A 25,110-nucleotide genomic window follows, 5' to 3' on the forward strand; every position below is an offset into this window, starting at 1 on the left:
TTAGATCATTAACTTGTCAGTTACGGTCATTGAGTGACAGCGATGCGACTCTTAGTCTGTCGAACATGACTGACGGGGGACGCAGAGCTCCCGCAATTTTTCCGTGATCGCTCGTTGTGGAGTTACCGATGACCGCCGCTCATTACCCGCACCTGTTGGCCCCGCTGGACCTGGGATTCACCACACTGCGCAACCGCACCCTGATGGGCTCGATGCACACCGGTCTTGAAGAAAAACCGGGTGGCTTCGAGCGCATGGCAGCGTACTTCGCTGAACGTGCCCGTGGCGGCGTCGGCCTGATGGTGACTGGCGGGATCGGCCCGAACGACGAGGGCGGTGTGTATTCCGGTGCAGCCAAACTGACCACCGAGGAGGAGGCGCTCAAGCACCGTATCGTCACCCGCGCGGTGCACGAGGCGGGCGGCAAGATCTGCATGCAGATCCTCCATGCCGGCCGTTATGCCTACAGCCCGAAACAAGTCGCGCCGAGTGCGATTCAGGCGCCGATCAACCCGTTCAAGCCAAAAGAGCTCGACGAGGAGGGCATCGAGAAGCAGATCAGGGATTTCGTCACCTGTTCGGTGCTGGCGCAAACCGCCGAGTACGACGGCGTGGAAATCATGGGTTCGGAAGGTTATTTCATTAACCAGTTCCTCGCCGCGCACACCAACCATCGCACCGACCGTTGGGGCGGTAGCTACGAAAACCGTATGCGTCTGCCAGTGGAAATCGTGCGCCGCGTCCGTGAGGCGGTCGGCCCCAATTTCATCATCATCTTCCGTCTGTCGATGCTTGATCTGGTCGAAGGCGGCAGCACCTGGGACGAGATCGTCATCCTCGCCAAAGCCATCGAGCAGGCCGGGGCGACCATCATCAACACCGGCATCGGCTGGCACGAAGCGCGTATTCCGACCATCGCCACCAAGGTGCCGCGTGCGGCATTCAGCAAGGTCACGGCCAAGCTGCGTGGCTCGGTGAGCATTCCGCTGATCACCACCAACCGCATCAACACGCCGGAAATCGCCGAGCAGATACTCGCCGAAGGCGATGCCGACATGGTCTCGATGGCGCGGCCGTTTCTTGCCGATCCGGACTTCGTCAACAAGGCTGCCGAAGGTCGCGCTGACGAGATCAACACCTGCATCGGCTGCAACCAGGCCTGCCTCGACCACACCTTCGGCGGCAAGCTCACCAGTTGCCTGGTCAACCCGCGTGCCTGCCACGAAACCGAGCTTAACTATCTGCCGGTGCAGCAAATCAAGAAAATCGCCGTGGTTGGCGCCGGCCCTGCCGGGTTGTCCGCCGCGACCGTGGCTGCCGAGCGTGGCCATCAGGTGACGTTGTTCGATTCTGCCAGCGAAATTGGTGGCCAGTTCAACATCGCCAAACGCGTGCCGGGCAAAGAAGAGTTTTTCGAAACCCTGCGCTACTTCAACCGCAAGCTGCAAACGACTAACGTCGAGGTGTGCCTGAACACCCGCGTCGACGTCGCGAAACTGGTTGACGGCGGTTACGATGAAATCATCCTCGCCACGGGTATTGCACCGCGCACTCCGGCGATTCCGGGCGTTGAAAATGCCAAGGTGCTGAGCTATCTCGACGTGATCCTCGAGCGCAAACCGGTTGGCAAACGCGTGGCGGTAATTGGTGCGGGTGGCATCGGTTTCGACGTCTCCGAATTCCTCGTTCACGAAGGCGTTGCCACCAGTCAGGATCGCGCCGCGTTCTGGAAGGAGTGGGGCATCGACGCCAAACTCGAAGCCCGTGGTGGCGTGTCCGGGATCAAACCTGCGCCGCACGCGCCGGCTCGCGAAGTGTTCCTTTTGCAGCGCAAGAAAACCAAGGTCGGCGACGGTTTGGGCAAAACCACTGGCTGGATTCACCGTACCGGGCTGAAGAACAAGCAGGTGCAGATGCTCAACAGTGTTGAATACCTGAGCATCGACGACGAAGGCCTGCACATCCGCATCGGCGAAACCGGCGAGCCACAGTTGCTGGCGGTGGACAACATCGTGATCTGCGCGGGGCAGGACCCTTTGCGTGAACTGCACGATGGCCTGGTAGCGGCCGGGCAAAACGTGCACCTGATCGGCGGTGCTGATGTGGCGGCGGAGCTGGATGCCAAGCGTGCGATCAATCAAGGGTCGCGTCTGGCTGCAGAGCTCTGATCAACCGCTATCGGTAACGGACCAACTCCTGTAGGAGCTGCCGCAGGCTGCGATCTTTTGACTTTGTTTTTCAAGAACAAGATCAAAAGATCGCAGCCTGCGGCAGCTCCTACAAGGGTTTTTTTGGCTGGTAGACTGTGATCTTTTTCAGGTCATGCGGTGCTTATGTTTTTGCCTGCGCAAGCTCCTCTTGAACTCCTGCAACTCGACTGGCTCACCGCCGCCAATGTTGAAGTCGCCATCCTTCGCCTCGATCAAATCGACCCGCTGATCAGCGGTAACAAGTGGTTCAAGCTCGTTGAGCATCTCAAAGCCGCTGATCGCACCGGTGCCGAAGGCATCATCAGTCTCGGTGGCGCGCACTCCAATCATTTGCACGCGCTGGCGGCGGCGGGTAAACGGCTAGGGTTCAAAACGGCGGGGCTGCTGCGCGGTCATCCGCAAGAAACGCCGACTGTCGCTGATCTGCAAGCGTACGGCATGCACCTGCATTGGCTGGGATATGGCGGTTATCGGGCGCGACATGATCCGGGGTTCTGGGAGCCGTGGCAGGCGCGTTATCCAACTCTGCATGCGGTGCCAGAGGGCGGTGGCGGATTAGCCGGGGCGCTGGGTTGTGCCGCGATCAAGGCGCAGGCCGATGCGCAATTGAGCCATTTGGGTTGGAACGATTATCACGGTTGGTGGCTGGCCTGCGGCACCGGGACGACGTTGGCCGGGCTGTCACTCGCCGAGGCGGGGGCGCATCCGGTTTACGGCGCGTTGGCGGTGCCTGAGGATCACGGCGTGGCGGCGCAAGTCGAGTCGATCCTGCAGGAATCCGGCCGGCGCAGGGCTGACTATGAGTTGATCGATGCCAGTCGCGGTAGTTTTGCCAAGGTTGATTCGGCATTGCTGGCGTTCATTGCACAGACCGAGCTGGACAGCGGCGTGCCGTTGGAACCGCTTTACACCGGCAAGGCGTTGCTGGCGCTCAAGCAGCAGGTCGAGGCGGGTAAATTTGCCAGCGGCACACGCTTGGTCTTCGTGCATACAGGTGGATTGCAGGGACGACGGGGGTTCTCCCACAACCTTCTTGTAAGTTGAGCTTTTGTGGGCAGGGGATCTATCGATGGCCAAAGAGAGCCGCTGCTGTGTCTCGGCCGGGACCACCCCCGCCTGGGCTCAACCCGATGGCGCGTTTTTGCGCTGAGTGGTCTGAGTTTTGCTCAATGTACTGGTGCGATTTGGATGTGTTCTATGGCGATGCGTGAAGTGGCTGAATTTAATGGCTGTTAATTGTTTTTGAAGTTTGGATTTGATGGCTGAGTGTTGGTGTTACGGCTTGTTTTTTATATTCTGTATTTGACTTCGGATTGCCTGGTTATGTCGTGCTGTTTATTGTGTGGGCAAGTCCTCGGGTAAAAGTAATTGCTTGGGGTGTTAATGTTGTTTGATTTTTCAAGTGGATTATTTATGTTCTCTGATAAAAATAAAAACGCTCATGTTATTAAAAAGGCCATGGCCAAACGACCTGTCTCCAAACCGAAACCAGTGGGCAAGCCAGTGCCGGTCAAACCTGTAGTGCCGGTCAAGCCTCTCATCAAGCCTGTTAAGCCACTCAAACCAATCGTCAAGCCGGTTAAGCCAATTGGGCCAGTCAAGCCCGTTAAGCCCGGCTCGCTCACCAAACCTGTAATTACCGGCGGCACTGTCGGACCTGTTGTAACGAAAAGGCCGCCCATGCCTTGGCCGACCATCAACTTCAATATTGATCCGGTTGCTCTGGCGACACTTATTATCAGTTTGGGCGGAATCCTCAATACTGATGGCTCTGCGTCCCTTCCCGATGGCAGTCTGGTTGATACGAGTAAGAACCTACTCAAGGGGCCCGATGGCGTTATCCATCATCAAGACGGCCGTGTCGAGTTTCCTGATGGCCGCATTATCTGGCCGGATAATACGATCGAACATCCGGATGGCCGCATTGTTTGGGAAGATGGAACAGAACAACTTCCTGACGGCAGTATCAAGTATCCGGACGGCCTGACCTACGATGCGCAAGGTAACCTTGTCTCGTAATAAGTTGTGGGTTGGCCATGTTGTAAAGTTTCGTGATGCTCTGCGTCTCAATCAGTAAAACAGAAACACCGCCGACTGGCTCTAAAGTCGGCGGTGTTTTTTTATTGCAAGTTAGCAGGATTGCGGCATTTCACCGTTGGCCAGACGTTTGTTGATGTCGGCAATCACTTCCGGCAAATCGCTGATAGTGTCGATCATGTAATGCGGGCGCGAGCTTTCGAACAGCGCATGGATACGCGCGCGTTCGCTGGCCAGTTCATCGCTGCCCAAGGCACGGAAGCCCTCGTAATCCAGGCCCAGCGCGTTGCCTGAGCAGATCAGCGCCACGGTCCACATTCCGGCGCGGCGACCTTCGAGGATGCCCGGGACGGTGTCGTCGATCTTCACGCAGGCGCCGACGTCGTCGATGCCCAGCGCAATGACGTTGGCCAACGCCTGTGCTGGCCAAGGGCGGCCGTTCGGCACTTCGTCGGTGGCGACCACATGGTCGGCGATGTAGCCGTTGGTGGCGGCCAGTTCGACGACTTTATCCATCACCTGTTTCGGGTAGCCGGAGCAGGAGCCGATCTTGATGCCTTGCTGGCGCAGGTTGGCGATGGTGTCCAGGGCACCGGGAATCAGCGCCGAGTGTTCAGCGATTTTCTCGATTTGTAGCGGCATGAAGCGCTCGTAGATGGCGGTGACGTCATCGTCGGTCGGCGTGCGGCCGAACGCTTTGCGGTAACGTTCGGCCACCTGCGGCTGATCGCACAGGGTGCGGATGTGATCCCACTTGCCCATGCCCATCGGGCCGCGGGCCTCTTCAATGGAAACCTGAACGTCGAATTCGGCGAATGCTTCGACGAAGATCTGCGTCGGGGCGAAGGAACCGAAATCGACCACGGTGCCGGCCCAGTCGAGGATGGCGGCTTGCAGCTTGGTTGGGTTGGTGTAATTCATGATGTTGAAAATCCTGTGTTGGCAATGCAATTCAAATGTGGGAGCGAGCCCGCTCGCGAAGGCGTCAGATCAGTCGATATCAATGTTGAATGTTCAACCGCATTCGCGAGCAGGCTCGCTCCCACAGGTATTAGGGGGGGTTAGATTTCTAACACTTCCATCTCGCGCAATACTTCGCCCACCGCCGCCACGGCCTGGCGCATTTGGTCCGGGCTGACATGACCGATGCAGCCGACGCGGAAGGTTTCGACCTGAGTCAGTTTGCCGGGATAGAGGATGTAGCCCTTGGCCTTGACCCGTTCGTAGAAATCCTTGAACTGATAGCGCGGGTCATTCGGCGCGTGGAACGTTGCGATGATCGGCGCCTGAATCGCTGCTGGCAGAAAGCTGCGCAAACCGAGTTTGCCCATCTCTTGCATCAGCGCCTGGCAGTTGGCGGCGTAGCGCGCATGCCGCGCCGGCAGGCCACCTTCTTCGTTGTATTGCAGCAGGGCTTCGTGCAGCGCCGCGACCACGTGGGTCGGTGGGGTGAAGCGCCATTGCCCGGTCTTCATCATGTAGGCGTGCTGGTCGAACAGGTCCATCGCCAGTGAGTGCGAATTGCCGGCGGCTGCGGCCAACGACTCTTTGCGTGCGAAGACAAAACCCATCCCCGGCACGCCTTCCAGGCACTTGCCTGACGCGGCGATCAGCGCATCGAATGGCACTTGCTGCGCATCCACCGGCAGCGCGCCGAAGGAGCTCATGGCGTCGATGATCAGGCGCTTGCCGTGTTGCTCGACGACGTGAGCGATTTCCGCCAGCGGATTAAGAATGCCGGTGCTGGTTTCGCAGTGGATCAGCGCGACGTGAGTGATAGTGCTGTCGGCGCGCAGCAGACGGTCGACGTCGGCGGCGGTGGTCGGTTCGTCTTCAGCGGTTTCGAAAGTGCTGAACGAGCGGCCCAGCACTTCGCAGATTTTTGCCAGTCGCTTGCCGTAGGCGCCGTTTATCAGCACCAGTATTTTGCCGTCGCGTGGCACCAGTGTGCCGATCGCTGCCTCGACCGCGAAAGTGCCGCTGCCTTGCAATGGCACGCAGTGGTGGGTCGCGGCGCCGTTGAGAATCGCCAGTAATTGCTCGCAGAGGCTGGCGGTCAGTTGATTGAAGCGGTCATCCCATGACCCCCAGTCGACCATCATCGCCTGGCGGGTGCGGGCCGAAGTGGTCAACGGGCCGGGAGTGAGCAGGATGGGTTCGGCGGTACTCATTCGTGTGTCCTCGGATAGCGCTGTGGGATGAAGCTACGGGGCCTAAGTTGCAATTTGCCGTTGCATCAATCAAATTGTTTGTTGTTATGCCAGCCATCAGTGAGAGTTATTCATGAACCTGTTTCAGCTGCGCGCCTTCGATGCCGTGGCGCGCGAGGGCAGCTTTACCCGCGCCGCCGCACGGTTGTTCATCAGCCAGCCGGCAGTGACCGGGCACATCAAGGCGCTGGAGGAGCATTACCAGATCACGTTGTTGCGACGCACCGCGCGACGGGTGGAGTTGACTGAGGAAGGCACCAAACTGGCGGCGATCACTCGCGCAATGTTCGGTTTGGCGGAAGAGGCGCAAACCATGCTGGAGGCCAACCGCCAGTTGTTGACCGGGCGGCTGGAAGTGGCGGCGGACGGCCCGCACATGGTCATGCCGATGCTGGCCAGTCTGCGTGCGCGCTATCCGGGGATCACGGTGAATCTGCGTTTGGGCAATGCCCAGGAAACGCTGGCGGCGTTATTGTCGGAACACGCTGACGTCGCGGTGCTGACCGAAGTCGAGCCACGCAAGGGACTGCATCTGCAAGCGCTGAGCGAGTCGCGGATTTGCGCACTGGTGCCGGCGGGGCATCCGTGGGCAGCGCGCGCCACAGAGGTGAAACTCAAGGAACTGGATCAGGTGATCATGGTGCTGCGTGAGCCGAGTTCGATTACCCGGCGCACATTTGATCTGGCCTGCACGCAGGCGTCGATTCATCCGCGCGTGTTGCTGGAGCTGGATAGTCGCGAGGCGGTGACCGAGGCGGTCGCCGCGCAGCTGGGCGTTGGCGTGGTGTCATCGGTGGAAGTCAGCCACGACCCACGGGTGGTGGCGATTCCGATTGTCGGGGAGGGCTTGGTCAATCGGCACATGATCGGTTGCATGGAGCGGCGGCGGGAGTTGCGCTTGATTCAGGCGTTTTTTGGATTGGCGCCAGCCTGATAAACCGTGGCGCCCTCATCGCTGGCAAGCCAGCTCCCACAGGTTTCTCTGGTGTACGCACAATTTGTTAAAGGCTGAAACCCTGTGGGAGCTGGCTTGCCAGCGATTGGGCCAGCGCCGTTCACACAAGGCTTTCGCGAACCATATCCAGGAAGGTCGCCACCACCCGCCGCGAACTCTGTTCGCGCAAGCACACCAAAGTTTCGGTCAAGCGTCGGGTGCAGTCGGTGATCGGCAACGCGCAAACCCTTGAGTCGGCGCCAAACTCGGCCGCTGAAACCACGCCCACACCAATCCCCACCACCACCGCCTCGCGCGCCGCTTCCCGGCCTTCGACCTGAATCGCCGGACGAATACGAAACCCCGCCCGAGCCATTTCCTCCTCAAGCGTTTGCCGGGTCACCGAACCGTGTTCGCGCAATACCAGCGGCGTGTCATCCAGGTCCGCCAGGCAGATCGACTCGCGCTCGGCCCACGGGTGATTGCGCGAAACAAACGCCACCATCGGATCGTTGCGCAGCGGTACGCACAGCAAGCGTTCATCGCTGACATCACGCCCCAGCAGCGCCAGATCGGCCTGATAGTTAAACAGGCGAAACAATGATTCGTCGGTGTTCCCGGTCTCGATTTTCACGTTGATGCCTGGAAAGCGCTCGCAGAACCGCGCGATCTGCGGCAGCACATGCACCGGCGCATCCACCGCCAGAATCAGACTGCCGGTCTGCAATGCCTGGGATTCCTGCAATAACTCCTGTGCTTCCGCTTCAATCACAAACAGGCGCTGGGTGATCGCGAGCAAGCGTTCGCCCAGATCGGTCAGGCGTACCGAACGTTTGTTGCGATGAAACAGCAAAACCCCAAAGCGTTCTTCGAGTTTGCGCACTTGGTCGGAAATCGCCGGTTGCGTGAGAAAAAGACGCTGAGCGGCTTTGGTGAAGCTTCCATGCACGGCCACGGCGTGGAACGCTTTGAGTTGGGCGTGGGAAATTGACATGGTCGCTCCAGTTAAAAGCTGAGCTTATGTGTGAAATACGATAAATCGATTTTATTTATTAAACAGTAATTGCTTTGATCGGCTCACGCCACCGCCGACTGCTCGATCGAGCAGCGGCGCTGGCCATGAGCCTGTGCGTGCAACAGCAGGACTCATCTGACCGGTATCGCCATAGGGATGGGGTGATATCGCAGTGCTCAACAATAAAAAACACAGGCGTTTACTTAACGATTCTGCCGGCACACTCACACCCTGAGGTCAGAACCACAATGAACAAGCACATCGGCACCATTGCGCGTTGGCGCATGCAGATTTTTGCTATCACATGGCTCGCGTACGCCGCTTTCTATTTCACTCGCAAAGCATTCTCGGTGGCCAAACTGGGCATCGGCGAAGATCCAGATTTCATGCTCGACAAAATGACCATGGCCAACCTCGATGCCATCTATCTGGCGGCATACGCCATCGGCCAATTCACCTGGGGCATGCTCGCTGACCGCTTCGGCCCAAGGGTTGTAGTGTTCGGAGGCTTGCTGATTTCTGCGGCGGCGGCACTGGTGATGGGCAGTTTCGCCACGCTGCCGATCTTCGCCACTGTATGTTGATTCAAGGGTTGGCGCAGTCCACGGGATGGTCGGGGTTGTGTAAAAACCTCGGCAGTTTCTTCCCGGCCAAGCAGCGCGGGCGAGTGCTCGGCTTGTGGAGTTCTTGCTACGCATTTGGTGGGCTGGTGGCGTCGCCGTTCGCCGGTTGGTGGGCTTACACGCTCGTCGGCAGCTGGCACGCGGCGTTTTTCTCCAGCGCGGCAGTGGTGGCGGTGGTGGCGGTGTTGTTCTTTATCTTCCAGCGCGACAAACCGGAAGATGTCGGCCTGCCGGCGGTGGAACCGGAGCCTGTGTTAAGCGCCGAAGAGACCGAAGCCAACAGCAAGCTCAGCGTTTGGGAGCCGTTGAAGGAAATCCTGCGTAATCGCACGGTGCTGGTGCTGGGCCTGGCGTATTTCATGTTGAAACCGGCGCGTTACGCGATCCTGCTTTGGGGCCCGGTGATCGTGTTTGAACAGATGCCCAGCGTCGGCAAGGTGGGTGCGGCGATCATCCCCACTTCGTTCGAGCTGGCCGGGCTGCTTGGGCCGATCATGATCGGTCTGGCGTCAGACAAATTGTTCGGCGCTCGGCGCATGCCAGCCTGTGTGATCAGTCTACTGGCACTGACGGTGACGCTGGCGCTGTTCATGGCTGCCTTGCAGAGCGGCAGTGTTTTGCTGGTTGTGGCATTGCTGTTTGTCATGGGCCTGACCCTGTACGGACCCGACTCGATGATCAGCGGCGCGGCCGCCATCGATTTCGGCAAAGCCAAGGCCGGGGCCACCGCCGCCGGATTCGTCAACGGCTGCGGCTCGGTCGGCGCCGTGCTTGGCGGCTTGCTGCCGGGCTACTTCGACACGGTGACGGTGTTCATCGTCTTCGCCGGTTGCGCACTGTTCTCGGCGCTGGTGTTGATTCCGCACTGGAACAGCCGGCCGGTCGGATTCATGGAGCCGCGCGCATCCATCCCCAACTGCCCCTTGACGATCAAACCTCTGCGTAACTGAAACCCCTTTGCCTCGCGGCCTGCTGCGGTGTTCGCGGCAGGCTGTGTCGTGGCCAACTGACTGGAGAAAACCCATGAGACCGTTTTGGCTGGAGCAGGCCCTGCAGGCCGACACCTCCGAAACCTGCCCGCCGCTGCAGGGCGAAGTGCGCACCGACGTGTGCATTGTCGGCGGTGGTTATACCGGGTTGTGGACGGCGATCATGCTCAAGCAACAAAACCCCGAACTCGATGTGCTGCTGATCGAAGCCGACATCTGCGGCGCCGGCGCCAGTGGGCGTAACGGCGGGTGTGCGCTGTCGTGGTCGGCCAAATATTTTACGCTTGAGCGCTTGTTCGGCGTTGAGGAAGCGGTGCGTCTGGTCAAGGAATCCGAACGCAGCATTCATGCGATCGGCGAGTTCTGCGAGCAGTACGGCGTCGATGCCGACTACCGGCCCGATGGCACGCTTTATACCGCGACCAACCGTGCGCAGGTCGGTTCGACTGACGCGGTAATCGCTGCGCTGGAGCGCAACGGGATCAACTCGTTCACTCAACGTCCGGTGGCTGATGTGCAGCGCATGGCCGGTTCCAGCAAGCATCTGGAAGGCTGGTTTTCGCCGGCAGCAGCCAGTGTGCAACCCGGCAAACTGGTGCGCGGGTTGCGCCGTGTAGCGCTGGAGTTGGGCGTGAAAATTCACGAAAACACGGCAATGACCGGTTTGGAGGAGGGCCGTCCAGCCCGCATTCGCACGGCCAACGGCAATGTGCAGGCAGACCGCGTGGTGTTGGCGATGAACGCGTGGATGGCCCGCGCCTTCCCGCAATTCGAACGCAGTGTGGCGATTGTTTCCAGCGACATGCTGATCACCGAACCGCGTCCGGATCTGTTGCAGGAAATCGGCTTGACCAGTGGGGTCACCGTGCTCGATTCACGGATTTTCGTGCACTACTACCACAACACCCCGGATGGCCGGATCATGCTCGGCAAGGGCGGTAACACCTTCGCTTTTGGCGGGCGGATGTTGCCGGTGTTCGATCAGCCATCGCCTTACGCGGACCTGCTCAAAACGAGCCTTGGCGATTTTTTCCCGGCGTTTGCCGATGTCAAAGTCGACGCGACCTGGAACGGCCCGTCAGATCGCTCGGTCACCGGTTTGCCGTTCTTTGGTCAGATGAGCAGCAGTGGCAACGTGTTTTACGGTTTCGGCTATTCCGGCAGCGGCGTCGGCCCGTGTCACATGGGCGGGCAGATTCTGGCGTCACTGGTGCAGGGGCTGGACAATCCGTGGACGCGCTCGCCACTGGTCAACGGGCCGATGGGTTATTTCCCGCCGGAGCCAATCCGCTACCTGGGATCGTTGATGGTGCGTAACGCCATCCGCCGCAAGGAGCGCGCCGAAGACCATGGCCACCGGCCCCGGCATCTGGACGTGCGCCTGGCCAAATTTGCCGCGGCGGCAGGCAAGGCTGACAAGGGCTGACAACCGCATGACCGCAAAACACCCCTATCTTGTAGGCGCTGCCTTCGCCAGCTCCTACAGAGTTTCAGGTCACAGGTGGGTACCGTTGAGCAGCCAGTCGAGCAACAGACTGCTGTCAGTCGCGGACGGTGTTTCGCGGGGTGTGGGATTGCGTGTGTTGCCCAGGCACAGGATCGGCCGGTCCGGATCGCTGTCGAGAAAACTCACCCACACTTCACTGCCTACGCTGGGCAATTCATCTGGCGCGATTCGACCGTTGGCCCGGGTCATGGCGATGGGTAGCCAGATGGCTTCGGTGTCGATGTCGGTGTCGGCGACGGGGGGCGATTGCGGTTGCGATGGCCACAACCTGACGGCGATCCGCCCTTGCGCATCGAGCCGCGCAGGTTGTCCCGGAGTTCCCAGCACTTGCGCCAGGTGATAGCCCGCAATGCTCGGGCGCGGTTGCTGAAGTGGCGGGCGATAGTCGGTTGACCACGGTTGGGCGGTGAAATCGTTGTAGTAACGGTGCACCGTCGCTGCCGGGTCCAGAATCGATGGATGTTGCCCGTGATGGCGCAGGCGGGTGATCCGCCATTGTTCGTTGAATTGGCTGATCGGATGTTCCGTCACCTGCAACAAGTGCCCGCTGAACAAACCGATGCAGTCACTGCGGCCATTGATTGACCGGTGTTGGCAACGTTGTCGTTCCAGATGGCGACGACTGCGTTGTTCACTGTGGCGTTGCTGCGGCGAAGCCATCGGCAGTGACGGCTTTGACGGGGGCTGATTGGCCGCATCCCCGTCGGCAGTCTGTAGCCCTCGATTGCGCACGGCATGCAGCGTCGGGATGGGCGCGGCGTGGTGGTGCTGGTACAACGAGCTGACACAGGGCGAGGACGCTTGTTCGTCCTCCATGAACGGCACCAGTGACGGTTCTTGCGGCAGACTCAGGCTGTCATCGGCGAACACGACAACGTGCCCGTCGGTGCTGTGCTCGAAGTGATAGTGGATGCCTTCTTCTTCGCAAAGCCTGTGTATCAGCGCCAGATCGCTTTCCTCGAACTGCACGCAAAAGGGACGCGCCGGATACTGACCCACGGTCATTTCAATTCGGTAGCTGTAGGCCGGCAGGGCGTTTTCAGCGAGCAACCGTTCAAGTATCTGCGGCACGCTCAGTTGCACGAACACCCGCCGTTTGCTCGGCTGTGCCATCCGTTGCAGCGCTGGCACCACGATCAGTCGATAACCGATGCGGTGCGCTCCGCGATGTTCGCAACTGGCACTGTCGATCATGCCGTGAATGCCGTGATGGTCGTCCAGACGCAGAAATATCGGCTGCTGCACCAGCGTGCCCGGCGTCACGGCGGGGGCGAGGCCGATCAGTTCGATGTCGAAGCGGTAGGGTTGGTTGAGCGCTTCCTCGCCATTGAAACGCACCACCGGCAGGCATAATCCACTGTCGGTCAGGGTGAGGGTAAACGGACTTTCCTTGTCATTGAGCATTCGCACAGGCTCTGTCAGGCGATACGGGCCTCAGAGGGTACGAAACCGCAGCGCTGAATGGTCATGTCAAAGGTGGTTTTCAGAATCGCCCTACAAGGTCCGGCGAAGATGTCGATTAAACATTGGATTTTTTTGGTCGATTGCCGACTTTAGGCCGTATAAACTTGGCGCCACGCGTCGGCCAATAGATGTCTCGGCGCCACAGATCAAGAGAGTGAGTAATGGGCGCACAGTGGAAGGTTAAACACAAAGAAGCGGCATCCAATGCCAAGGGCAAGATCTTCGGCAAACTGGTGAAAGAAATCACCATTGCTGCGCGTAACGGTGCCGATACCGCGACCAACGCGCACCTGCGTCTGGTAGTCGAACAGGCCAAGAAAGCCTCGATGCCGAAAGAAACCCTCGACCGCGCAATCAAGAAAGGCGCGGGCCTGCTGGGCGAAACCGTGCAATACCACCGCGTGACCTACGAAGGTTTCGCCCCGCACCAGGTGCCGTTGATCGTCGAGTGCGTCACCGACAACATCAACCGCACCGTGGCGGAAATCCGCGTGGCGTTCCGCAAGGGCCAATTGGGCGCTTCCGGTTCGGTTGCCTGGGACTTCAACCACGTCGGCATGATCGAAGCCTCGGCAGACACTCCGGACGCCGATCCGGAAATGGCGGCGATCGAAGCCGGTGCCCAGGATTTTGAGCCGGGTGAAGAGGGCGCGACCCTGTTTATCACCGATCCGACCGACCTCGACGCGGTGCAGAAAGCCCTGCCGGAACAAGGCTTCACCGTGCTGTCGGCCAAGCTCGGCTACCAGCCGAAAAACCCGGTCAGCGGTTTGAGCGATGAGCAGATGGCTGAGGTTGAAGCGTTCCTCGAAGGCCTCGACAACCACGATGACGTGCAGGATATGTTTGTGGGTCTGGCTGGCTGATTTGTTTACTCAGTAGAGCCGCCACACAGGCAAGCCCGCTCCCACAGGTATGGCGTCGTGCACACACTATGTGATCGCCATAAACCCTGTGGGAGCTAGCCTGCCAGCGATTGACCGTACAGCGGTCACAGCTGTTGCAATACCTCAAGCACCTCACTGAACCCCGGCCGCCCCAGCACATCGGCCTGAGAGCAACGCCGCGCCAGCTCTTCAAGCCCCTCACGTCGCTCATTACTCAGTCCCGAGTCGATCCGCGCCAGCAATTCCCCCAGCAAGACCCCGAACGCCCGTACTTCGATGCGTTGCAGGGCCCGCGTTTCCATGCTGTCGGTGGTGGAATGAAACGACGCTGCGCCGAAATCCCCCAGTAAACAGTCACCCTGATCGTTCAACAGAATGTTGTGTCCGTAGAGATCACCATGGGTGATGCCTTGTTGGTGCAGATGCTCCGCCGCCGACGCAATGCCCATGGCAATGCGCAGTGCAACCTGTGCGCTGAAGCGGCGATCGTCGGCATAGACATCCCGTGAGCAGGACGCCAGGCTCGGCAGTCCTGCCAGGTTGGCAAAGCTCGGATCGATCAGTTGCATGACCAAACCTTGCTGGCCGTCGGGATGGCCATGGATGCGACCTTCAATTCGAATCAGATTCGGGTGCAACCCGGCCGTGATGCAGGCGTTCATTTCATGCAGTGGTGAGCCATCGCTGGTCATTTCGCCTTTGTACAGCTTCACCGCAACCGGCGTCACCGCACCATCGGCGCGTTGCCAGGTCGCACGGGAAATGACCCCGGAGGCGCCTTCGCCCAGTTGTTGCTCCAGACGCAGCGCCGACCAGTCGATCTGCGGCGTGGCTTCAAGCGCCGCGGCGTCGGCTTCGGTTTCCAGCGGATTGCCGGCGTAGGCCAGCCACGTCAGGCTCGGCAACGTCAGCAGCCAGTGTGGCAACTCGGTCAACTGGTTGGCGGCGATGCGCAGCAGTTCCAGTCGGTGGCAATGACTCAGCGACGACGGCAGCGATTGCAGGCGATTGCCGGCCAGCATGAGTTTTTGCAGGTGCGCACGTTCACCCAGTTCGCTCGGCAAGGTGTCGATGCAGTTGTCCGTCAGGATCAGCCAGCGCAGCAGCGGTGGCAGGGCGGCGCCAGGGACGTCGGCGATGCGGTTGGCCTTGAAGCCAATCATCGTCAGCGCCGTGCATTGGCCAAGGCAGGCGGGCAGCGCGGTGAACTGGTTGTCGGAGCAGAACAGCACGCGCAATCGGGTCAGACGATGCAGGTCATCCGGCAGGCAACTCAAGGCGTTGCCGCTCAGATTGAGGATTTCCAGGGTGTCGGCCAGATCGAAGATTTCTGCCGGGAACTCGGTCAGGCCGCAGGACAGGTCCAGCCGCGTGATGCCCGACAATTCGCCGGCGCGCAATTGAGCAAGGGTATGCATGAAGGAATTCGCAAATAGAGGGTCGCTGGGAATGGGCGACATGATAGCGGCAAAGCTGTGGTTTGAAATTTTATCGGATCTTGACTCGGCTTTAATGGTGGGGGTCCCACAGGGAATTGATGCCGGTCAGTCCGTGCTGTGTTCTTCCTGCAACTGCCCCAGCCGGCTGCGGGTCCGGGCCAGATCGATAACCTGACCCGCCAGGCTTTCGCTAAGTGGCAACCGACCGAGCAACGTCAGGTGTTTGTCCTGGTCGTAGAGCACGTCGATCAAATTGATGAACCGCTGCTGTGCGGCAATCGAGCATTCGCCCAGTTCCGGTAGCCCGTCGATGATCCAGTGGTCGAAGCGTCGGCACAATTGCAGATAGTCCATGACCGCCGTCGGCTGTTCACACAGGTCAGCGAAGGTGAAGCCGACGCGGCGATCCTCGCAAAAACGTGCGCGAAACGGCCGGGTGCCAACGGTTAATGAAATGGCTGGTGCATTTTCCGTCGGCAGGTTCAGCGCCTCACGCTGAGGGGGCGTGGCTGGCCACACGTAGCGTCCCTGAGTGAAAACCTGATGCGCATGGTTGCGCATCTGACTGCGGTAGTCGTGAGGGCCACCGACCTCCATGACCTGCATGCGCGAGTTGATCAGCTCGATCACCGGTTTGAATCGCGCATGGTAAAGCGGATTGGGCAGCAGGCCTTCGGGCGGATAGTTGGAGGTCACCAGCAGCAGAATCCGCCGCTGGAACAGCGCTTTGAACAGGCGGGTGATAAGCATCGCGTCGCCAATGTCATGCACATGAAACTCGTCGAAACACAGTACCCGACAGTCCAGCAGCAGTTCATCCAGCGTTATGGCCAACGCATCGTTCTGTTCGCGATGGCTGAACATGCCTTGATGCAACTGCGCGAAAAACTCATGGAAATGCAGGCGGCGTTTCTGCGTGATCGGCAGCGCCTGAAAGAAGCCATCCAGCAGCCAACTCTTGCCGCGCCCCACGCTGCCGTGCAGATACAGGCTCGGTGGGGTTGGCGCTGTTTCGTCGAACAACAGACTGGCCTGCTGCGCCATGCAGTCGATCACTCGCAGCTGGCTGTGGCTGAGGGTGTAACCCTGGCCGTTGGCCTTGTGGCGGAAGTAATCGCGGATCAACTGGGCGCTGGCGTCATGGCCTGCTTTGGCAGGCGTGCCTTTACCGAACAAACGGCGCAGCACCGGCCAGCGCTGGGTCAGTCGCGATCGTTTCGGCGGATGGGCGGGCACTTTGGTTTACTCCGTGTTCAGCGAGCCGGCGCCCAGGAGCGCCGCGGCGTAGTTTAACCGGGCGCGCCGCTGGCCTGCTACCGTGCGCGTCGATGGCATTTTGCACGGCGGCGTTGGTGAGGTTTGCTACACGGCTGGCAAGGTGGAGCTGCCGCAGTACGCGCGGATCGAAAGTCTGGCCGAAGTGCCACGGGTCAGTCGCTATTCGGATTTGCTGGACGTCATGGTCACGTGGTGCTGGATGTGGGCTTTTGAACCGACCACTCCTGCGTTGATTTTCAGAATTGCAGCGATTGCTTGAGCAGTGGCGCGGCCGGCGTATCAACCGGGCTGACCATCGCATAGTTGTAACCACCGCCTGACCAGTAGTCCGCCTGCAAATCCCCATCACTGCGACTGCCCTTCGGCAAGAAAGTGTTTTTCGGCCCAGGCGGTCGCACATAAAAACTGACCTTGTGCCCACTCGCATCTTCATACATCACCATCGCCGCCGGCCCTTCATCGGTACTCAGCAAGCGCCCGCTGACGGGCTCAAACCCTGCCGCCGTCAAATCTGGCAAGCGACTGACCTGAGTGAAATAACGATCAAGCCAGCGCTGCATGTCGCCAGCACCATCGACCTTGTAATCCGCGGGCAGCATGCCTTGCTGGGCAATCAACCGATAGGCCTGCAGGGCGTCGGTCATGGGTAACGCGGAGGTTCGCACGAGGGTCAATTCCCGTGCCTGCCAACCGCTGAAACCACCGACGCTCACCGCGATCAGTAGCACCGCCGCGCTGGCCAGATGGCGGCGCGACTGACGCTGGCGGCGCAGACGAATCATCGCCGGATCAAGCGCCGGATTGGCCGGTTGCTGCAATGCACCGCTCAGTGCCGCACGCAGTTGCTGGGCGTCCTGTTGCCAGCCACGAACTTGCGCGGCTTCGTCTGGATGGCTGGCCAGCCAGGTTTCCAGCACGCGCCGGTCGGTGTCGCTGAGTTGGTGGTCGACGTAGGCGTGCAGGTCACGCTCGCTGGGAGGCATGCTGATCATTTGAGTATCCGCAAAGAAGGACTGATGATTTCGCCGTCGCTGAGTTGGCGCAAAGCCTGGCGGGCGCGGGACAGGCGCGACATCACGGTGCCGATCGGGGTGTCGAGAATCTCGGCGACCTCTTTATAGGAAAGGCCCTCAACCGAGACCATCAGCAGCAGCGCGCGCTGTTCGCTGGGCAGTCGGTCGAACGCTTGCAGGGTCGATTGGGCGATCACGGTGCGCTCGGTCGACGGTTCGGCATCGTCGCGACCGGTGAAAAACTCGAGCATCCGCGCGTGACGGCGCGAGCGGCGATGGGCATCGAGAAACTGCCGGTAGAGGATCGAAAACAGCCAGGCCCGCAGATCACCGTCAGCGCGCTTGCCGCCCCAACTCGACAGGGCCCGCTCAAGGCACGCCTGCACCAGATCGTCGGCGCTGCTGCTATTGCGCGTCAACGAAACGGCAAAGCGCCGTAGCCTGGGGATCAGTTCACGCAGTTGTTCGTCTAGCTCGTTCATGGCGAGGGGCTGCTCTTTGCCGAAAGGCGATGTTGAGAAGAAAGACGTCCCTCAAGGATGGTTATTCCATCCGCTGATTTGAAAATTTTTTCTCCCTTCTTCGTAGGATAGTTCGCTGCGATTTGTAAGCCGTGTAATGGATTCAACTTTCCCTGCTCAACCCATTTGTCAATCACGTTGGCTATCGGCGCAATCCAAGGATGCGGAGCCGAACGTGAAAAAAGAAATCGTTGAAAAAAGGAAAGGGAAATCTCATGCAAGCATTTGCGATGAATAACCGGTCGACATCGAACGCGGAGCCGAATCCGTTCGTTGAGTCCAACCCATGGCAACGCTTCGGCTGCGGTCCGAGCGTCCAGCCTGACGCTACGTTGATCCATCGCGCAATCGAACTGCAAGCAGCTGGCCGGCCTGAAGCAATCGCGGCCGAATATCAGGGCCAGTCGATCACTTACGGCGAGTTGAACCGCCAGGCCAATCGACTCGCCACGACATTGCTCAAGCAAGGTGTGGGCCCGGGCGATCATGTGGCGCTGTTTGTCGAGCGTTCGATCCCGATGCTGGTGGGCATGCTGGCCGTGCTGAAAACCGGGGCGGCCTATATTCCTCAACACGTCGGCATCACCCCCGCAGCGCAGCTGAGTCATATCATGGCGGTCGCTCAGGTTCGGGTCGTACTGACACTGTCCGAACTGGCGCGGGCGATTCCTCTGACCACAGATCAACAGTGCATCCACCTGGATGAATTCATTCAGTTGCCGAGTGTCGCCAGCGACGACTTGAATAGGTGTGGCACGACGTCATCGCCGGACTCACTGTGCTTTGTCCTGTTCACCTCGGGTACAACCGGACTGCCCAATGGCGTTCGCGTGACGCAGCGTAATGTGTGCAATATTTTGCTGACCGAGCCCGGCAATCTGGGTATGCGGCCGGGCCTGAAGGTCGGCCAGATCCTGAACATCGCTTTTGATATGGCGGCCTGGGAAGTGCTGGGTTGTCTGGCCAACGGAGCAACGCTGTTGATCCGCGGCAAAGACATCGCGCAAACCGCCGAGCGCTGTGACGTGTTGATTGCGACGCCGTCGATTCTCGCTACGCTCGATCCTGCCCGTTGCCGTCAGGTAAAAGTGGTTGCTCTGGCTGGCGAGCCCTGCCCACAACCGCTGGCGGATCGTTGGGCGGCGTTTTGCACTTTTTATAATGCCTGTGGGCCGACCGAGACCACCATCGTCAATACCATGCAGCACTATCGCGGCGCGGGTGCGTTGACGATCGGCAAGCCAACGCCCAACAACACCGTTTATGTACTCGACGACGCCGGCCAGCTTTGCGCTCCGGGCGAGCAAGGGGAGATGTGGGCGGGCGGTGACTGCGTGACCGCCGGTTATCTGGGAAATCCGCAACTGACCAACGAACGCTATCGGCCCGATCCGTTTCTGGGGCAGGGACGTTTGATGTTCCGTACCCGGGATCTGGGACGCTGGACGGCGGACGGTGAGCTGGAACACCTGGGGCGTGTCGATGATCAGGTCAAGGTCAGGGGGTTTCGGGTGGAACTTGACTCGGTGTCAGCGGCACTGGAGTCTGCGCCGGACTGTGAGCGTGCGGTCACCCTAAAGCTCGACAGTCGCCATCTGGTGGCCTTCGTCTATCCCTCCATCACAGACGTTGAAGTTGCGCGAAAACGTTGCGAGGAGCGCCTGGCTTATTATTGCGTGCCATCGTTGATTCTCGCTGTGGATCATATTCCGCTGACATCCCGAGGCAAGGTCGACAAGCGCTTGTTGCTCCAGTGGGCTGTGGCACATCAGGTAAAACACGCTCGCGACGAGCAGCAGGTGCAGGCATGAACGGCACCGATTCGACGATCGTGTTACCGGCCCGGCGCGCATTGTGGCGACGTTTGGGAACGCTGCCGATGTTCTCGCATTACAACCGTCTGGTGTTGCTGGTGTTCGCCGGCAACATTGCAGCCCTGGTGTACGGTTTGAACATCGGGCGGTGGTGGTCGACTTCAGGCGTTGCTTTGCAAACGCTGTCCGGGTTGGTCGTCGCGAACTTGTCGATGGCGATACTGATTCGGCAGCAGTACGTCATCAATGGCTTGTTCTGGCTGGCGACCCGGGCGCCGACGTCCTGGCCGCTGGCGATTCGCCGGTCGTTGGCCAAGGTCTACCATTTCGGTGGTCTGCACAGCGGTGGCGCGATGGCAGCCATCGTTTGGTTTGCGCTGTTGTTCGGCTCGATGGTCTGGCTGAAATTTGAAGGCCCGGGCGGCGTTTCGTTGACCCTGATCGTGCTGAGCGGCGGCTTGCTCGTGCTGCTTTTACTGGTGGCGATCATGGCGCTGCCGATCATTCGCGCGCGTTTTCATAATGCTTTCGAGCGCACCCACCGCTTCGCCGGTTGGGCCGCGCTCGCGATGTTCTGGGCGATGACACTGGTGTTTGTCAGGGAGCAACATCCCACGGCTGCGCTGACGGATGTCCTCTTGCGATCTGCCTCGTTCTGGATGCTGTTGCTGGTGACATTCAGCATTACTTTGCCGTGGCTGCGGTTGCGCCAAGTCCCTGTCAGTGTGGTGCCGCTTTCCTCCCACGCGGTGATAGCCCGGTTCGATCACCACACACCGTTTGCCGGTTCAGCCACTGCGATCAGTCGCAACCCACTGTGGGAATGGCATTCGTTCGCCAATATTCCTGCGCCGGGGGAGGAAGGTTTCCGACTGATCATTTCCCGGGCGGGCGACTGGACGGGCGATTTCATCGAGCAGGCGCCGACCCACGTCTGGGTCAAAGGCATTACGACCGCAGGGGTGGCGCACATTGAAACGTTGTTCAAAGCAGTGGTGTATATCGCCACCGGCAGCGGGATTGGCCCGGTGCTGCCGCACTTGTTGGCCAAACAAATACCCATCCGCCTGATCTGGTCGACCCGAAGTCCCAGAGCCACTTATGGCGACGCATTGGTGGACGAAATTCTCGCGGCGCAGCCCGATGCACTGATCTGGGACACCGATGTGTCAGGCAAACCGGACCTGGTGAAGCTGGCGTATTGCGCGGTGCAGTCGTTCGGCGCGGAGGCAGTGATTTGCATATCCAATCAGACATTGACGGAACGCGTGGTCGAGGAAATGGAATCCAGGGGTATCCCTGCTTACGGCGCTATTTGGGATTCCTGACACCGCGTCGATATTTTTCTTAGTGTTACTTAATCCAAGGAAGGCAATGAACATGAACATATCGATCGAAAAACTGGGACGCGTTGTGCTGATCCGGCTCAATCGCCCACGAGCCCGCAATGCCCTGAGCCAGCAAATGATGGGTGAATTGCTCGATTCCCTGAGAGGTCTGGACAATGATCCGGGTGTCGGTTGTTTCGTTATTACCGGTACGAATGAGTACTTTGCTGCCGGCGCTGATATCAAGGAAATGTATGCAAAGACCTGTCTGGAAATGATTGAGCAGGACTACTTCGCCGGTTGGGATGCCTTCGCCGGGTTCAAAACTCCGAAAGTGGCTGCAGTGGCGGGGTATGCCTATGGCGGCGGCTGTGAGTTGGCCATGATGTGCGATGTGCTCATCGCCGCCGAGTCAGCGCAATTTGCGTTGCCTGAGATCACCCTCGGCGTCATGCCGGGCATGGGCGGAACCCAGCGTCTGACACGCGCTATCGGTCGGGCAAAAGCCATGGACATGATTCTGACCGGACGCTCGATCAGTGCTCGGGAGGCCGAGCATGCGGGGTTGGTGTCGCGCGTGACAGCCGCCGATGACTTGCTTGAACAGGCGCTGGCGGTTGCGCAGCAGATTGCCGGATTTCCACGAACGGCGACATTGGCCGCGCGTGAAGCGGTGGATCGCGCTCAGGAAGTCGGGCTGCGCGAAGGCATCCTGTTCGAGCGTCGAGTGTTTCACGGCTTGTTCGCCACACCGGGGCAAAAAGAAGGTATGCAGGCATTTTTGGAGAAGCGCACGCCACGTTTTGAGCATATTTAACCTGCTCAACGCATCAGCGAACGCAGTGACCTGAAAGAAACTACAGTTCAAAGGGAATAATCCTACGAGGCGTGCGTCTCATAGCACCTTTCCCTATGGCCGATGGCCCTGGAGTCTTTCATGGTTGATCGCAGCTCACCCAACGCGGCACCACCCGGCGGGCCGCAGCGCCTGCCATTGAGTGCCGCGAGCCTGGTATTGCGTCTTGGCGCCATTGCCGTGGTAGTCGCCGCCGTGGCCGGGGCTTTTGCCTACGTTAATGGCACCTTTGACCCACAACGTCTGACGCCCAAAGCGCTGGTCGATGTGTTGGAGAAGAACAACGGCGTGCATCCCGGGTTTCGCCGTAATCACGCCAAAGGCGTGTGCGTGATCGGGCATTTTGAGAGCAGTGGCGAGGCGCGAGTGTTCTCCACCGCGCAGGTGTTCAATGATCCGCGCACGCCAGTGGTCGGGCGTTTCGCGCTGCCGGCGGGCAATCCTTATGCACCTGACAGCAGCGTGCCGATCCGCAGCCTGGCGCTGCGATTCACTCAGGCCAATGGTCAGCAATGGCGCACCGGGATGAACAGCATGCCGGTGTTTCCGGTTGGCACGCCTGAGGCGTTCTATCAGTTGCAACAGGCACAGTCGCCGGATCCAGCCACCGGCAAACCGGATCCGACCAAGGTGCCAGCCTTTTTTGCAGCGCACCCGGAAACCGTGCCGTTTCTGACGTGGGTGAAGACCGCCAAGCCGTCCGCCAGTTACGCCACTGAAACGTATAACAGCGTCAACGCGTTCTATCTGGTGGACGCCAGTGGCAAAAAACAGGCCGTGCGCTGGAGCATGAAACCCTTGGCGCAGGACGCTGCGGGTGCCTCTGCGCCTGAGGGGGGCGATTTTCTGGAGAAAGACCTGGTGCAACGATTGGCCTCCGCACCGTTGCGTTTTCAGTTGAACATTACCTTGGCCAATGCCGATGACCCGGTGAACGACGCCAGCAAAGCCTGGCCAGAGGGGCGCAAGGTTCTGAACGCCGGCACCTTGGTGCTGGAGCGAACTCAACCGCAACTGAGCGGCGAGTGCCGCGACATCAACTACGATCCGCTGGTGCTACCGGCCGGGCTTCAAGGTTCCGACGATCCGTTGCTTGCGGCTCGCTCCGCCGGTTACGCCGATTCCTACCTGCGACGCACCAGCGAAGTCAGCCAGTTGCCCGCCGCCAAACAGGAGGCTCGTCCATGAGCACTCAACCGACTCATTTCGCGCTGCTGGCGCGGCTGCTGCATTGGCTGATGGCGCTGATGATCATCGCCATGCTGTTTATTGGCGCCGGCATGGTCACCTCGGTTTCCGAGCGGCATGAATGGCTGATCCATCTGCACAAGCCATTGGGTATTGCGATTCTGGCGCTGGTGATCGTGCGTCTTCTGGTGCGGTTTTCCACTCGGCAACCGCCGCTGCCCGCCGATTTGCCGAACTGGCAAGTGATGGCGGCCAAGGCTTCGCATGTATTGCTGTATGCGCTGATGCTGGTGTTGCCGTTGCTCGGGTGGGCGATGATCAGTGCGTCGGGCGAACCGGTGATGCTCAGCAGCTCGCTGCTGTTACCGTCAATTGTGCCGGCCGATGCGCAGTTGTTTGCGTTGCTGCGCAAGGCCCATGGGTATCTGGCATATCTGTTGTTCCTGACAGTGCTGCTGCACCTGGCGGCGGCGCTGTTCCATGGCTGGGTGCGCCGCGACGAGGTGCTCGACAGCATGTTGCGCGGGCGTGATCGTCGTTAGCCTGCCTGAGTGGCGCATTGTGAAGATGCGCCACTTCTCAGCGTCAGGTACCAGTACGCCAACGCCAGGGCATTGATGCCCGCGCCCAGCCAGCACACGCCGATCCATCCGGCCCACGCATACATGGCGGTAGAGCCGATCGAACCCAGCGCGCTGCCGATCGAATAGAACAACATGTAACCGGCGGTGAGGCGGCTTTGTGCTTCCGGGCGCACGCTGTAGATCATGCTTTGGCTGGTGACGTGCACGGCTTGCAAGCCCAGATCGAGGGTGATTACGCCAAGTAGCAACGCCCACAGCGAAGATTGGGTGAGGGCGATCGGCAGCCACGAGCCGAGCATCAACAACAGCGATAACCCACTGACCCACTGGCCGAGACCTCGATCAGCCAAATGCCCGGCGCGGGCGGCGGCCAACGCGCCTGCGGCACCGGCAAGTCCGAACAAGCCGATTTCGCTGTGGGAAAGTGACAGCGGCGGGGCGGCTAGCGGTAGGACCATCGGCGTCCACAGCACCATGGCGCTGGCGAAAGTCAGCAGGGCGAGCATTGCGCGCTGACGCAGAACGGGTTCTTCCCTGAACAAACCAAAAACCGAGATGATCAATGCACGATAGGTTGTCGTCGGCTGCGGACGTTCTTTTTTTGGCAGCACGTGAAACAGCAGTAAAGCGATCAACAACGTCAGCCCCGCCGACAGCAGATAAATTGCCCGCCATCCAGCCAGATCGGCCATGGCGCCTGCGACCGTGCGCGCCAGCAAGATACCGACCACGATGCCGCTGGTGACCACGCCAACCACGCGCCCGCGTTGTGCCGGGATCGCCAGCGTCGCTGCATAAGCCACTAATACTTGCGTTACCACGGCGAGCAGACCGGTCAAGGTCATGCCGATCAATAGCCACAGGCTGGTGGGTGCCAGCGCGATCATCAGCAACGCCGCGGCCGATAGCAGCGTCTGTGCGACGATCAATCGTCGTCGGTTGAGCAAATCGCCAAGTGGCACGAGCAATACCAGGCCGACGCCGTAACCGACCTGAGTCAGGGTAATCACGATGCCAATGGTTGCTGGCGACATGGCAAACGCTTCGGCCATCGCGTCGAGCAGCGGTTGCGCGTAATACACATTGCCCACGGCCAGACCACAGGCAACGGCAAAGAGCAGTATCACGCTGTTGTTGAGTGAATGAGGTTTCATACCCGGCTTCCTTTTAGGTTTCAAATTAAAACCAGAATCACGATATGTAATCTGGTTTC

20 protein-coding genes and 2 pseudogenes are annotated in these 25,110 nt (G+C 59.8%); 13 read left to right on the forward strand and 9 right to left on the reverse strand.

The features are described 5' to 3' along the window. The first annotated feature begins 128 nt into the window (after nucleotides 1-128). From AB4P92_RS26365 to AB4P92_RS26375, 3 genes are all read left to right on the forward strand, one after another. Nucleotides 129-2,168, forward strand: coding sequence for an FAD-dependent oxidoreductase (locus AB4P92_RS26365; protein WP_395598400.1), 2,040 nt, complete (start codon nucleotides 129-131; stop codon nucleotides 2,166-2,168). 165 nt (nucleotides 2,169-2,333) lie between these two features. After that, nucleotides 2,334-3,254, forward strand: coding sequence for a 1-aminocyclopropane-1-carboxylate deaminase/D-cysteine desulfhydrase (locus AB4P92_RS26370; protein ID WP_395599705.1), 921 nt, complete (start codon nucleotides 2,334-2,336; stop codon nucleotides 3,252-3,254). A gap of 339 nt (nucleotides 3,255-3,593) precedes the next feature. Beyond that, nucleotides 3,594-4,229, forward strand: a complete 636-nt coding sequence (locus AB4P92_RS26375; protein ID WP_395598401.1) for a hypothetical protein — start codon at nucleotides 3,594-3,596, stop codon at nucleotides 4,227-4,229. Between the two features lie 111 nt (nucleotides 4,230-4,340). Here the strand turns inward: AB4P92_RS26375 and phnX are convergent, their stop codons facing one another. Beyond that, nucleotides 4,341-5,168: a phosphonoacetaldehyde hydrolase gene (gene phnX, locus AB4P92_RS26380; protein ID WP_047302014.1), complete on the reverse strand. Its 828-nt coding sequence runs from the start codon at nucleotides 5,166-5,168 to the stop codon at nucleotides 4,341-4,343. 140 nt (nucleotides 5,169-5,308) lie between these two features. After that, nucleotides 5,309-6,418 (reverse strand): 2-aminoethylphosphonate--pyruvate transaminase, encoded by a 1,110-nt coding sequence (locus AB4P92_RS26385; RefSeq protein ID WP_395598402.1) that lies wholly within the window; start codon nucleotides 6,416-6,418, stop codon nucleotides 5,309-5,311. 112 nt (nucleotides 6,419-6,530) lie between these two features. Between AB4P92_RS26385 and AB4P92_RS26390 the strand changes: the two genes are divergently transcribed. Beyond that, nucleotides 6,531-7,391, forward strand: a complete 861-nt coding sequence (locus AB4P92_RS26390) for a LysR substrate-binding domain-containing protein (RefSeq protein ID WP_042559936.1) — start codon at nucleotides 6,531-6,533, stop codon at nucleotides 7,389-7,391. Nucleotides 7,392-7,512: 121 nt separating this feature from the next. On the opposite strand, the gene AB4P92_RS26395 is transcribed toward AB4P92_RS26390, so the two are convergent. Beyond that, nucleotides 7,513-8,385, reverse strand: a complete 873-nt coding sequence (locus AB4P92_RS26395; RefSeq protein WP_115147298.1) for a LysR family transcriptional regulator — start codon at nucleotides 8,383-8,385, stop codon at nucleotides 7,513-7,515. 269 nt (nucleotides 8,386-8,654) lie between these two features. Between AB4P92_RS26395 and AB4P92_RS26400 the strand changes: the two are divergent. Both AB4P92_RS26400 and AB4P92_RS26405 read left to right on the forward strand, forming a co-directional pair. Beyond that, nucleotides 8,655-9,979 (forward strand): annotated as a pseudogene (locus tag AB4P92_RS26400) (MFS transporter). 73 nt (nucleotides 9,980-10,052) lie between these two features. After that, entirely contained in the window at nucleotides 10,053-11,444 is a 1,392-nt protein-coding gene (locus tag AB4P92_RS26405; RefSeq protein WP_395598403.1) for an FAD-dependent oxidoreductase, read from the forward strand. Between the two features lie 69 nt (nucleotides 11,445-11,513). Here the strand turns inward: AB4P92_RS26405 and AB4P92_RS26410 are convergent, their stop codons facing one another. After that, nucleotides 11,514-12,929, reverse strand: a complete 1,416-nt coding sequence (locus AB4P92_RS26410) for a type VI secretion system Vgr family protein (RefSeq protein ID WP_261736121.1) — start codon at nucleotides 12,927-12,929, stop codon at nucleotides 11,514-11,516. Nucleotides 12,930-13,150: 221 nt separating this feature from the next. On the opposite strand from AB4P92_RS26410, the gene AB4P92_RS26415 reads away from it, so the two are divergent. Next, entirely contained in the window at nucleotides 13,151-13,855 is a 705-nt protein-coding gene (locus tag AB4P92_RS26415; RefSeq protein ID WP_042559931.1) for a YebC/PmpR family DNA-binding transcriptional regulator, read from the forward strand. Nucleotides 13,856-13,980: 125 nt separating this feature from the next. Here AB4P92_RS26415 and AB4P92_RS26420 read toward each other — a convergent pair whose 3' ends face one another. Both AB4P92_RS26420 and zapE read right to left on the reverse strand, forming a co-directional pair. Continuing rightward, nucleotides 13,981-15,294: a leucine-rich repeat-containing protein kinase family protein gene (locus AB4P92_RS26420; protein WP_395598404.1), complete on the reverse strand. Its 1,314-nt coding sequence runs from the start codon at nucleotides 15,292-15,294 to the stop codon at nucleotides 13,981-13,983. 126 nt (nucleotides 15,295-15,420) lie between these two features. After that, the gene (gene zapE, locus AB4P92_RS26425; protein ID WP_395598405.1) at nucleotides 15,421-16,551 is read right to left on the reverse strand and encodes a cell division protein ZapE; all 1,131 of its coding nucleotides are present in this window, start codon (nucleotides 16,549-16,551) and stop codon (nucleotides 15,421-15,423) included. Nucleotides 16,552-16,624: 73 nt separating this feature from the next. Here zapE and AB4P92_RS26430 point away from each other — a divergent pair. Next, nucleotides 16,625-16,786, forward strand: a pseudogene (locus AB4P92_RS26430) (SCPU domain-containing protein); the annotation flags it as partial. 43 nt (nucleotides 16,787-16,829) lie between these two features. Here the strand turns inward: AB4P92_RS26430 and AB4P92_RS26435 are convergent. Both AB4P92_RS26435 and AB4P92_RS26440 read right to left on the reverse strand, forming a co-directional pair. Next, nucleotides 16,830-17,585 carry an anti-sigma factor gene (locus AB4P92_RS26435; protein WP_261736125.1) on the reverse strand — a complete coding sequence of 252 codons (756 nt, stop codon included), beginning with the start codon at nucleotides 17,583-17,585 and terminating at the stop codon, nucleotides 16,830-16,832. Further along, nucleotides 17,582-18,088, reverse strand: a complete 507-nt coding sequence (locus AB4P92_RS26440; RefSeq protein WP_042559927.1) for a sigma-70 family RNA polymerase sigma factor — start codon at nucleotides 18,086-18,088, stop codon at nucleotides 17,582-17,584. The genes AB4P92_RS26435 and AB4P92_RS26440 overlap by 4 nt, the downstream gene beginning before the upstream one ends. Nucleotides 18,089-18,357: 269 nt before the next feature. Here AB4P92_RS26440 and AB4P92_RS26445 point away from each other — a divergent pair, with 269 nt between their 5' ends. The 5 genes from AB4P92_RS26445 to AB4P92_RS26465 all read left to right on the forward strand — a co-directional run bounded on the left by AB4P92_RS26445 (nucleotide 18,358) and on the right by AB4P92_RS26465 (nucleotide 23,855). Next, nucleotides 18,358-19,938 (forward strand): amino acid adenylation domain-containing protein, encoded by a 1,581-nt coding sequence (locus tag AB4P92_RS26445; protein WP_395599706.1) that lies wholly within the window; start codon nucleotides 18,358-18,360, stop codon nucleotides 19,936-19,938. After that, on the forward strand, nucleotides 19,935-21,269 hold the full coding sequence (locus AB4P92_RS26450; protein ID WP_395598406.1) for a hypothetical protein: 1,335 nt from the start codon (nucleotides 19,935-19,937) through the stop codon (nucleotides 21,267-21,269). The genes AB4P92_RS26445 and AB4P92_RS26450 overlap by 4 nt, the downstream gene beginning before the upstream one ends. A 52-nt stretch (nucleotides 21,270-21,321) precedes the next feature. After that, nucleotides 21,322-22,086, forward strand: a complete 765-nt coding sequence (locus tag AB4P92_RS26455) for an enoyl-CoA hydratase-related protein (protein ID WP_395598407.1) — start codon at nucleotides 21,322-21,324, stop codon at nucleotides 22,084-22,086. A 120-nt stretch (nucleotides 22,087-22,206) separates the two neighbouring features. After that, nucleotides 22,207-23,313: a catalase family peroxidase gene (locus AB4P92_RS26460; RefSeq protein ID WP_395598408.1), complete on the forward strand. Its 1,107-nt coding sequence runs from the start codon at nucleotides 22,207-22,209 to the stop codon at nucleotides 23,311-23,313. Further along, nucleotides 23,310-23,855: a cytochrome b gene (locus AB4P92_RS26465; protein WP_042559923.1), complete on the forward strand. Its 546-nt coding sequence runs from the start codon at nucleotides 23,310-23,312 to the stop codon at nucleotides 23,853-23,855. Before AB4P92_RS26460 ends, AB4P92_RS26465 begins: the two co-directional genes overlap by 4 nt. Here the strand turns inward: AB4P92_RS26465 and AB4P92_RS26470 are convergent. After that, nucleotides 23,852-25,051 (reverse strand): MFS transporter, encoded by a 1,200-nt coding sequence (locus AB4P92_RS26470; RefSeq protein ID WP_395598409.1) that lies wholly within the window; start codon nucleotides 25,049-25,051, stop codon nucleotides 23,852-23,854. The two genes, AB4P92_RS26465 and AB4P92_RS26470, sit on opposite strands and share 4 nt — an antisense overlap. Nucleotides 25,052-25,110 lie beyond the last annotated feature (59 nt).

Origin of the sequence: Pseudomonas sp. A0308 (assembly GCF_044218815.1) — a bacterium.
GTDB classification, from domain to species: domain Bacteria; phylum Pseudomonadota; class Gammaproteobacteria; order Pseudomonadales; family Pseudomonadaceae; genus Aquipseudomonas; species Aquipseudomonas iridis.

What these genes read in the sequence shown, in the direction of transcription:
- AB4P92_RS26365 (WP_395598400.1), top strand. Translation starts at nt 129, where the DNA reads ATGACCGCCGCTCATTACCCGCACCTGTTGGCCCCGCTGGACCTGGGA.
- AB4P92_RS26370 (WP_395599705.1), top strand. Translation starts at nt 2,334, where the DNA reads ATGTTTTTGCCTGCGCAAGCTCCTCTTGAACTCCTGCAACTCGACTGG.
- AB4P92_RS26375 (WP_395598401.1), top strand. Translation starts at nt 3,594, where the DNA reads ATGTTGTTTGATTTTTCAAGTGGATTATTTATGTTCTCTGATAAAAAT.
- phnX (WP_047302014.1), bottom strand. Translation starts at nt 5,168, where the DNA reads ATGAATTACACCAACCCAACCAAGCTGCAAGCCGCCATCCTCGACTGG.
- AB4P92_RS26385 (WP_395598402.1), bottom strand. Translation starts at nt 6,418, where the DNA reads ATGAGTACCGCCGAACCCATCCTGCTCACTCCCGGCCCGTTGACCACT.
- AB4P92_RS26390 (WP_042559936.1), top strand. Translation starts at nt 6,531, where the DNA reads ATGAACCTGTTTCAGCTGCGCGCCTTCGATGCCGTGGCGCGCGAGGGC.
- AB4P92_RS26395 (WP_115147298.1), bottom strand. Translation starts at nt 8,385, where the DNA reads ATGTCAATTTCCCACGCCCAACTCAAAGCGTTCCACGCCGTGGCCGTG.
- AB4P92_RS26405 (WP_395598403.1), top strand. Translation starts at nt 10,053, where the DNA reads ATGAGACCGTTTTGGCTGGAGCAGGCCCTGCAGGCCGACACCTCCGAA.
- AB4P92_RS26410 (WP_261736121.1), bottom strand. Translation starts at nt 12,929, where the DNA reads ATGCTCAATGACAAGGAAAGTCCGTTTACCCTCACCCTGACCGACAGT.
- AB4P92_RS26415 (WP_042559931.1), top strand. Translation starts at nt 13,151, where the DNA reads ATGGGCGCACAGTGGAAGGTTAAACACAAAGAAGCGGCATCCAATGCC.
- AB4P92_RS26420 (WP_395598404.1), bottom strand. Translation starts at nt 15,294, where the DNA reads ATGCATACCCTTGCTCAATTGCGCGCCGGCGAATTGTCGGGCATCACG.
- AB4P92_RS26435 (WP_261736125.1), bottom strand. Translation starts at nt 17,585, where the DNA reads ATGATCAGCATGCCTCCCAGCGAGCGTGACCTGCACGCCTACGTCGAC.
- AB4P92_RS26440 (WP_042559927.1), bottom strand. Translation starts at nt 18,088, where the DNA reads ATGAACGAGCTAGACGAACAACTGCGTGAACTGATCCCCAGGCTACGG.
- AB4P92_RS26445 (WP_395599706.1), top strand. Translation starts at nt 18,358, where the DNA reads ATGAATAACCGGTCGACATCGAACGCGGAGCCGAATCCGTTCGTTGAG.
- AB4P92_RS26450 (WP_395598406.1), top strand. Translation starts at nt 19,935, where the DNA reads ATGAACGGCACCGATTCGACGATCGTGTTACCGGCCCGGCGCGCATTG.
- AB4P92_RS26455 (WP_395598407.1), top strand. Translation starts at nt 21,322, where the DNA reads ATGAACATATCGATCGAAAAACTGGGACGCGTTGTGCTGATCCGGCTC.
- AB4P92_RS26460 (WP_395598408.1), top strand. Translation starts at nt 22,207, where the DNA reads ATGGTTGATCGCAGCTCACCCAACGCGGCACCACCCGGCGGGCCGCAG.
- AB4P92_RS26465 (WP_042559923.1), top strand. Translation starts at nt 23,310, where the DNA reads ATGAGCACTCAACCGACTCATTTCGCGCTGCTGGCGCGGCTGCTGCAT.
- AB4P92_RS26470 (WP_395598409.1), bottom strand. Translation starts at nt 25,051, where the DNA reads ATGAAACCTCATTCACTCAACAACAGCGTGATACTGCTCTTTGCCGTT.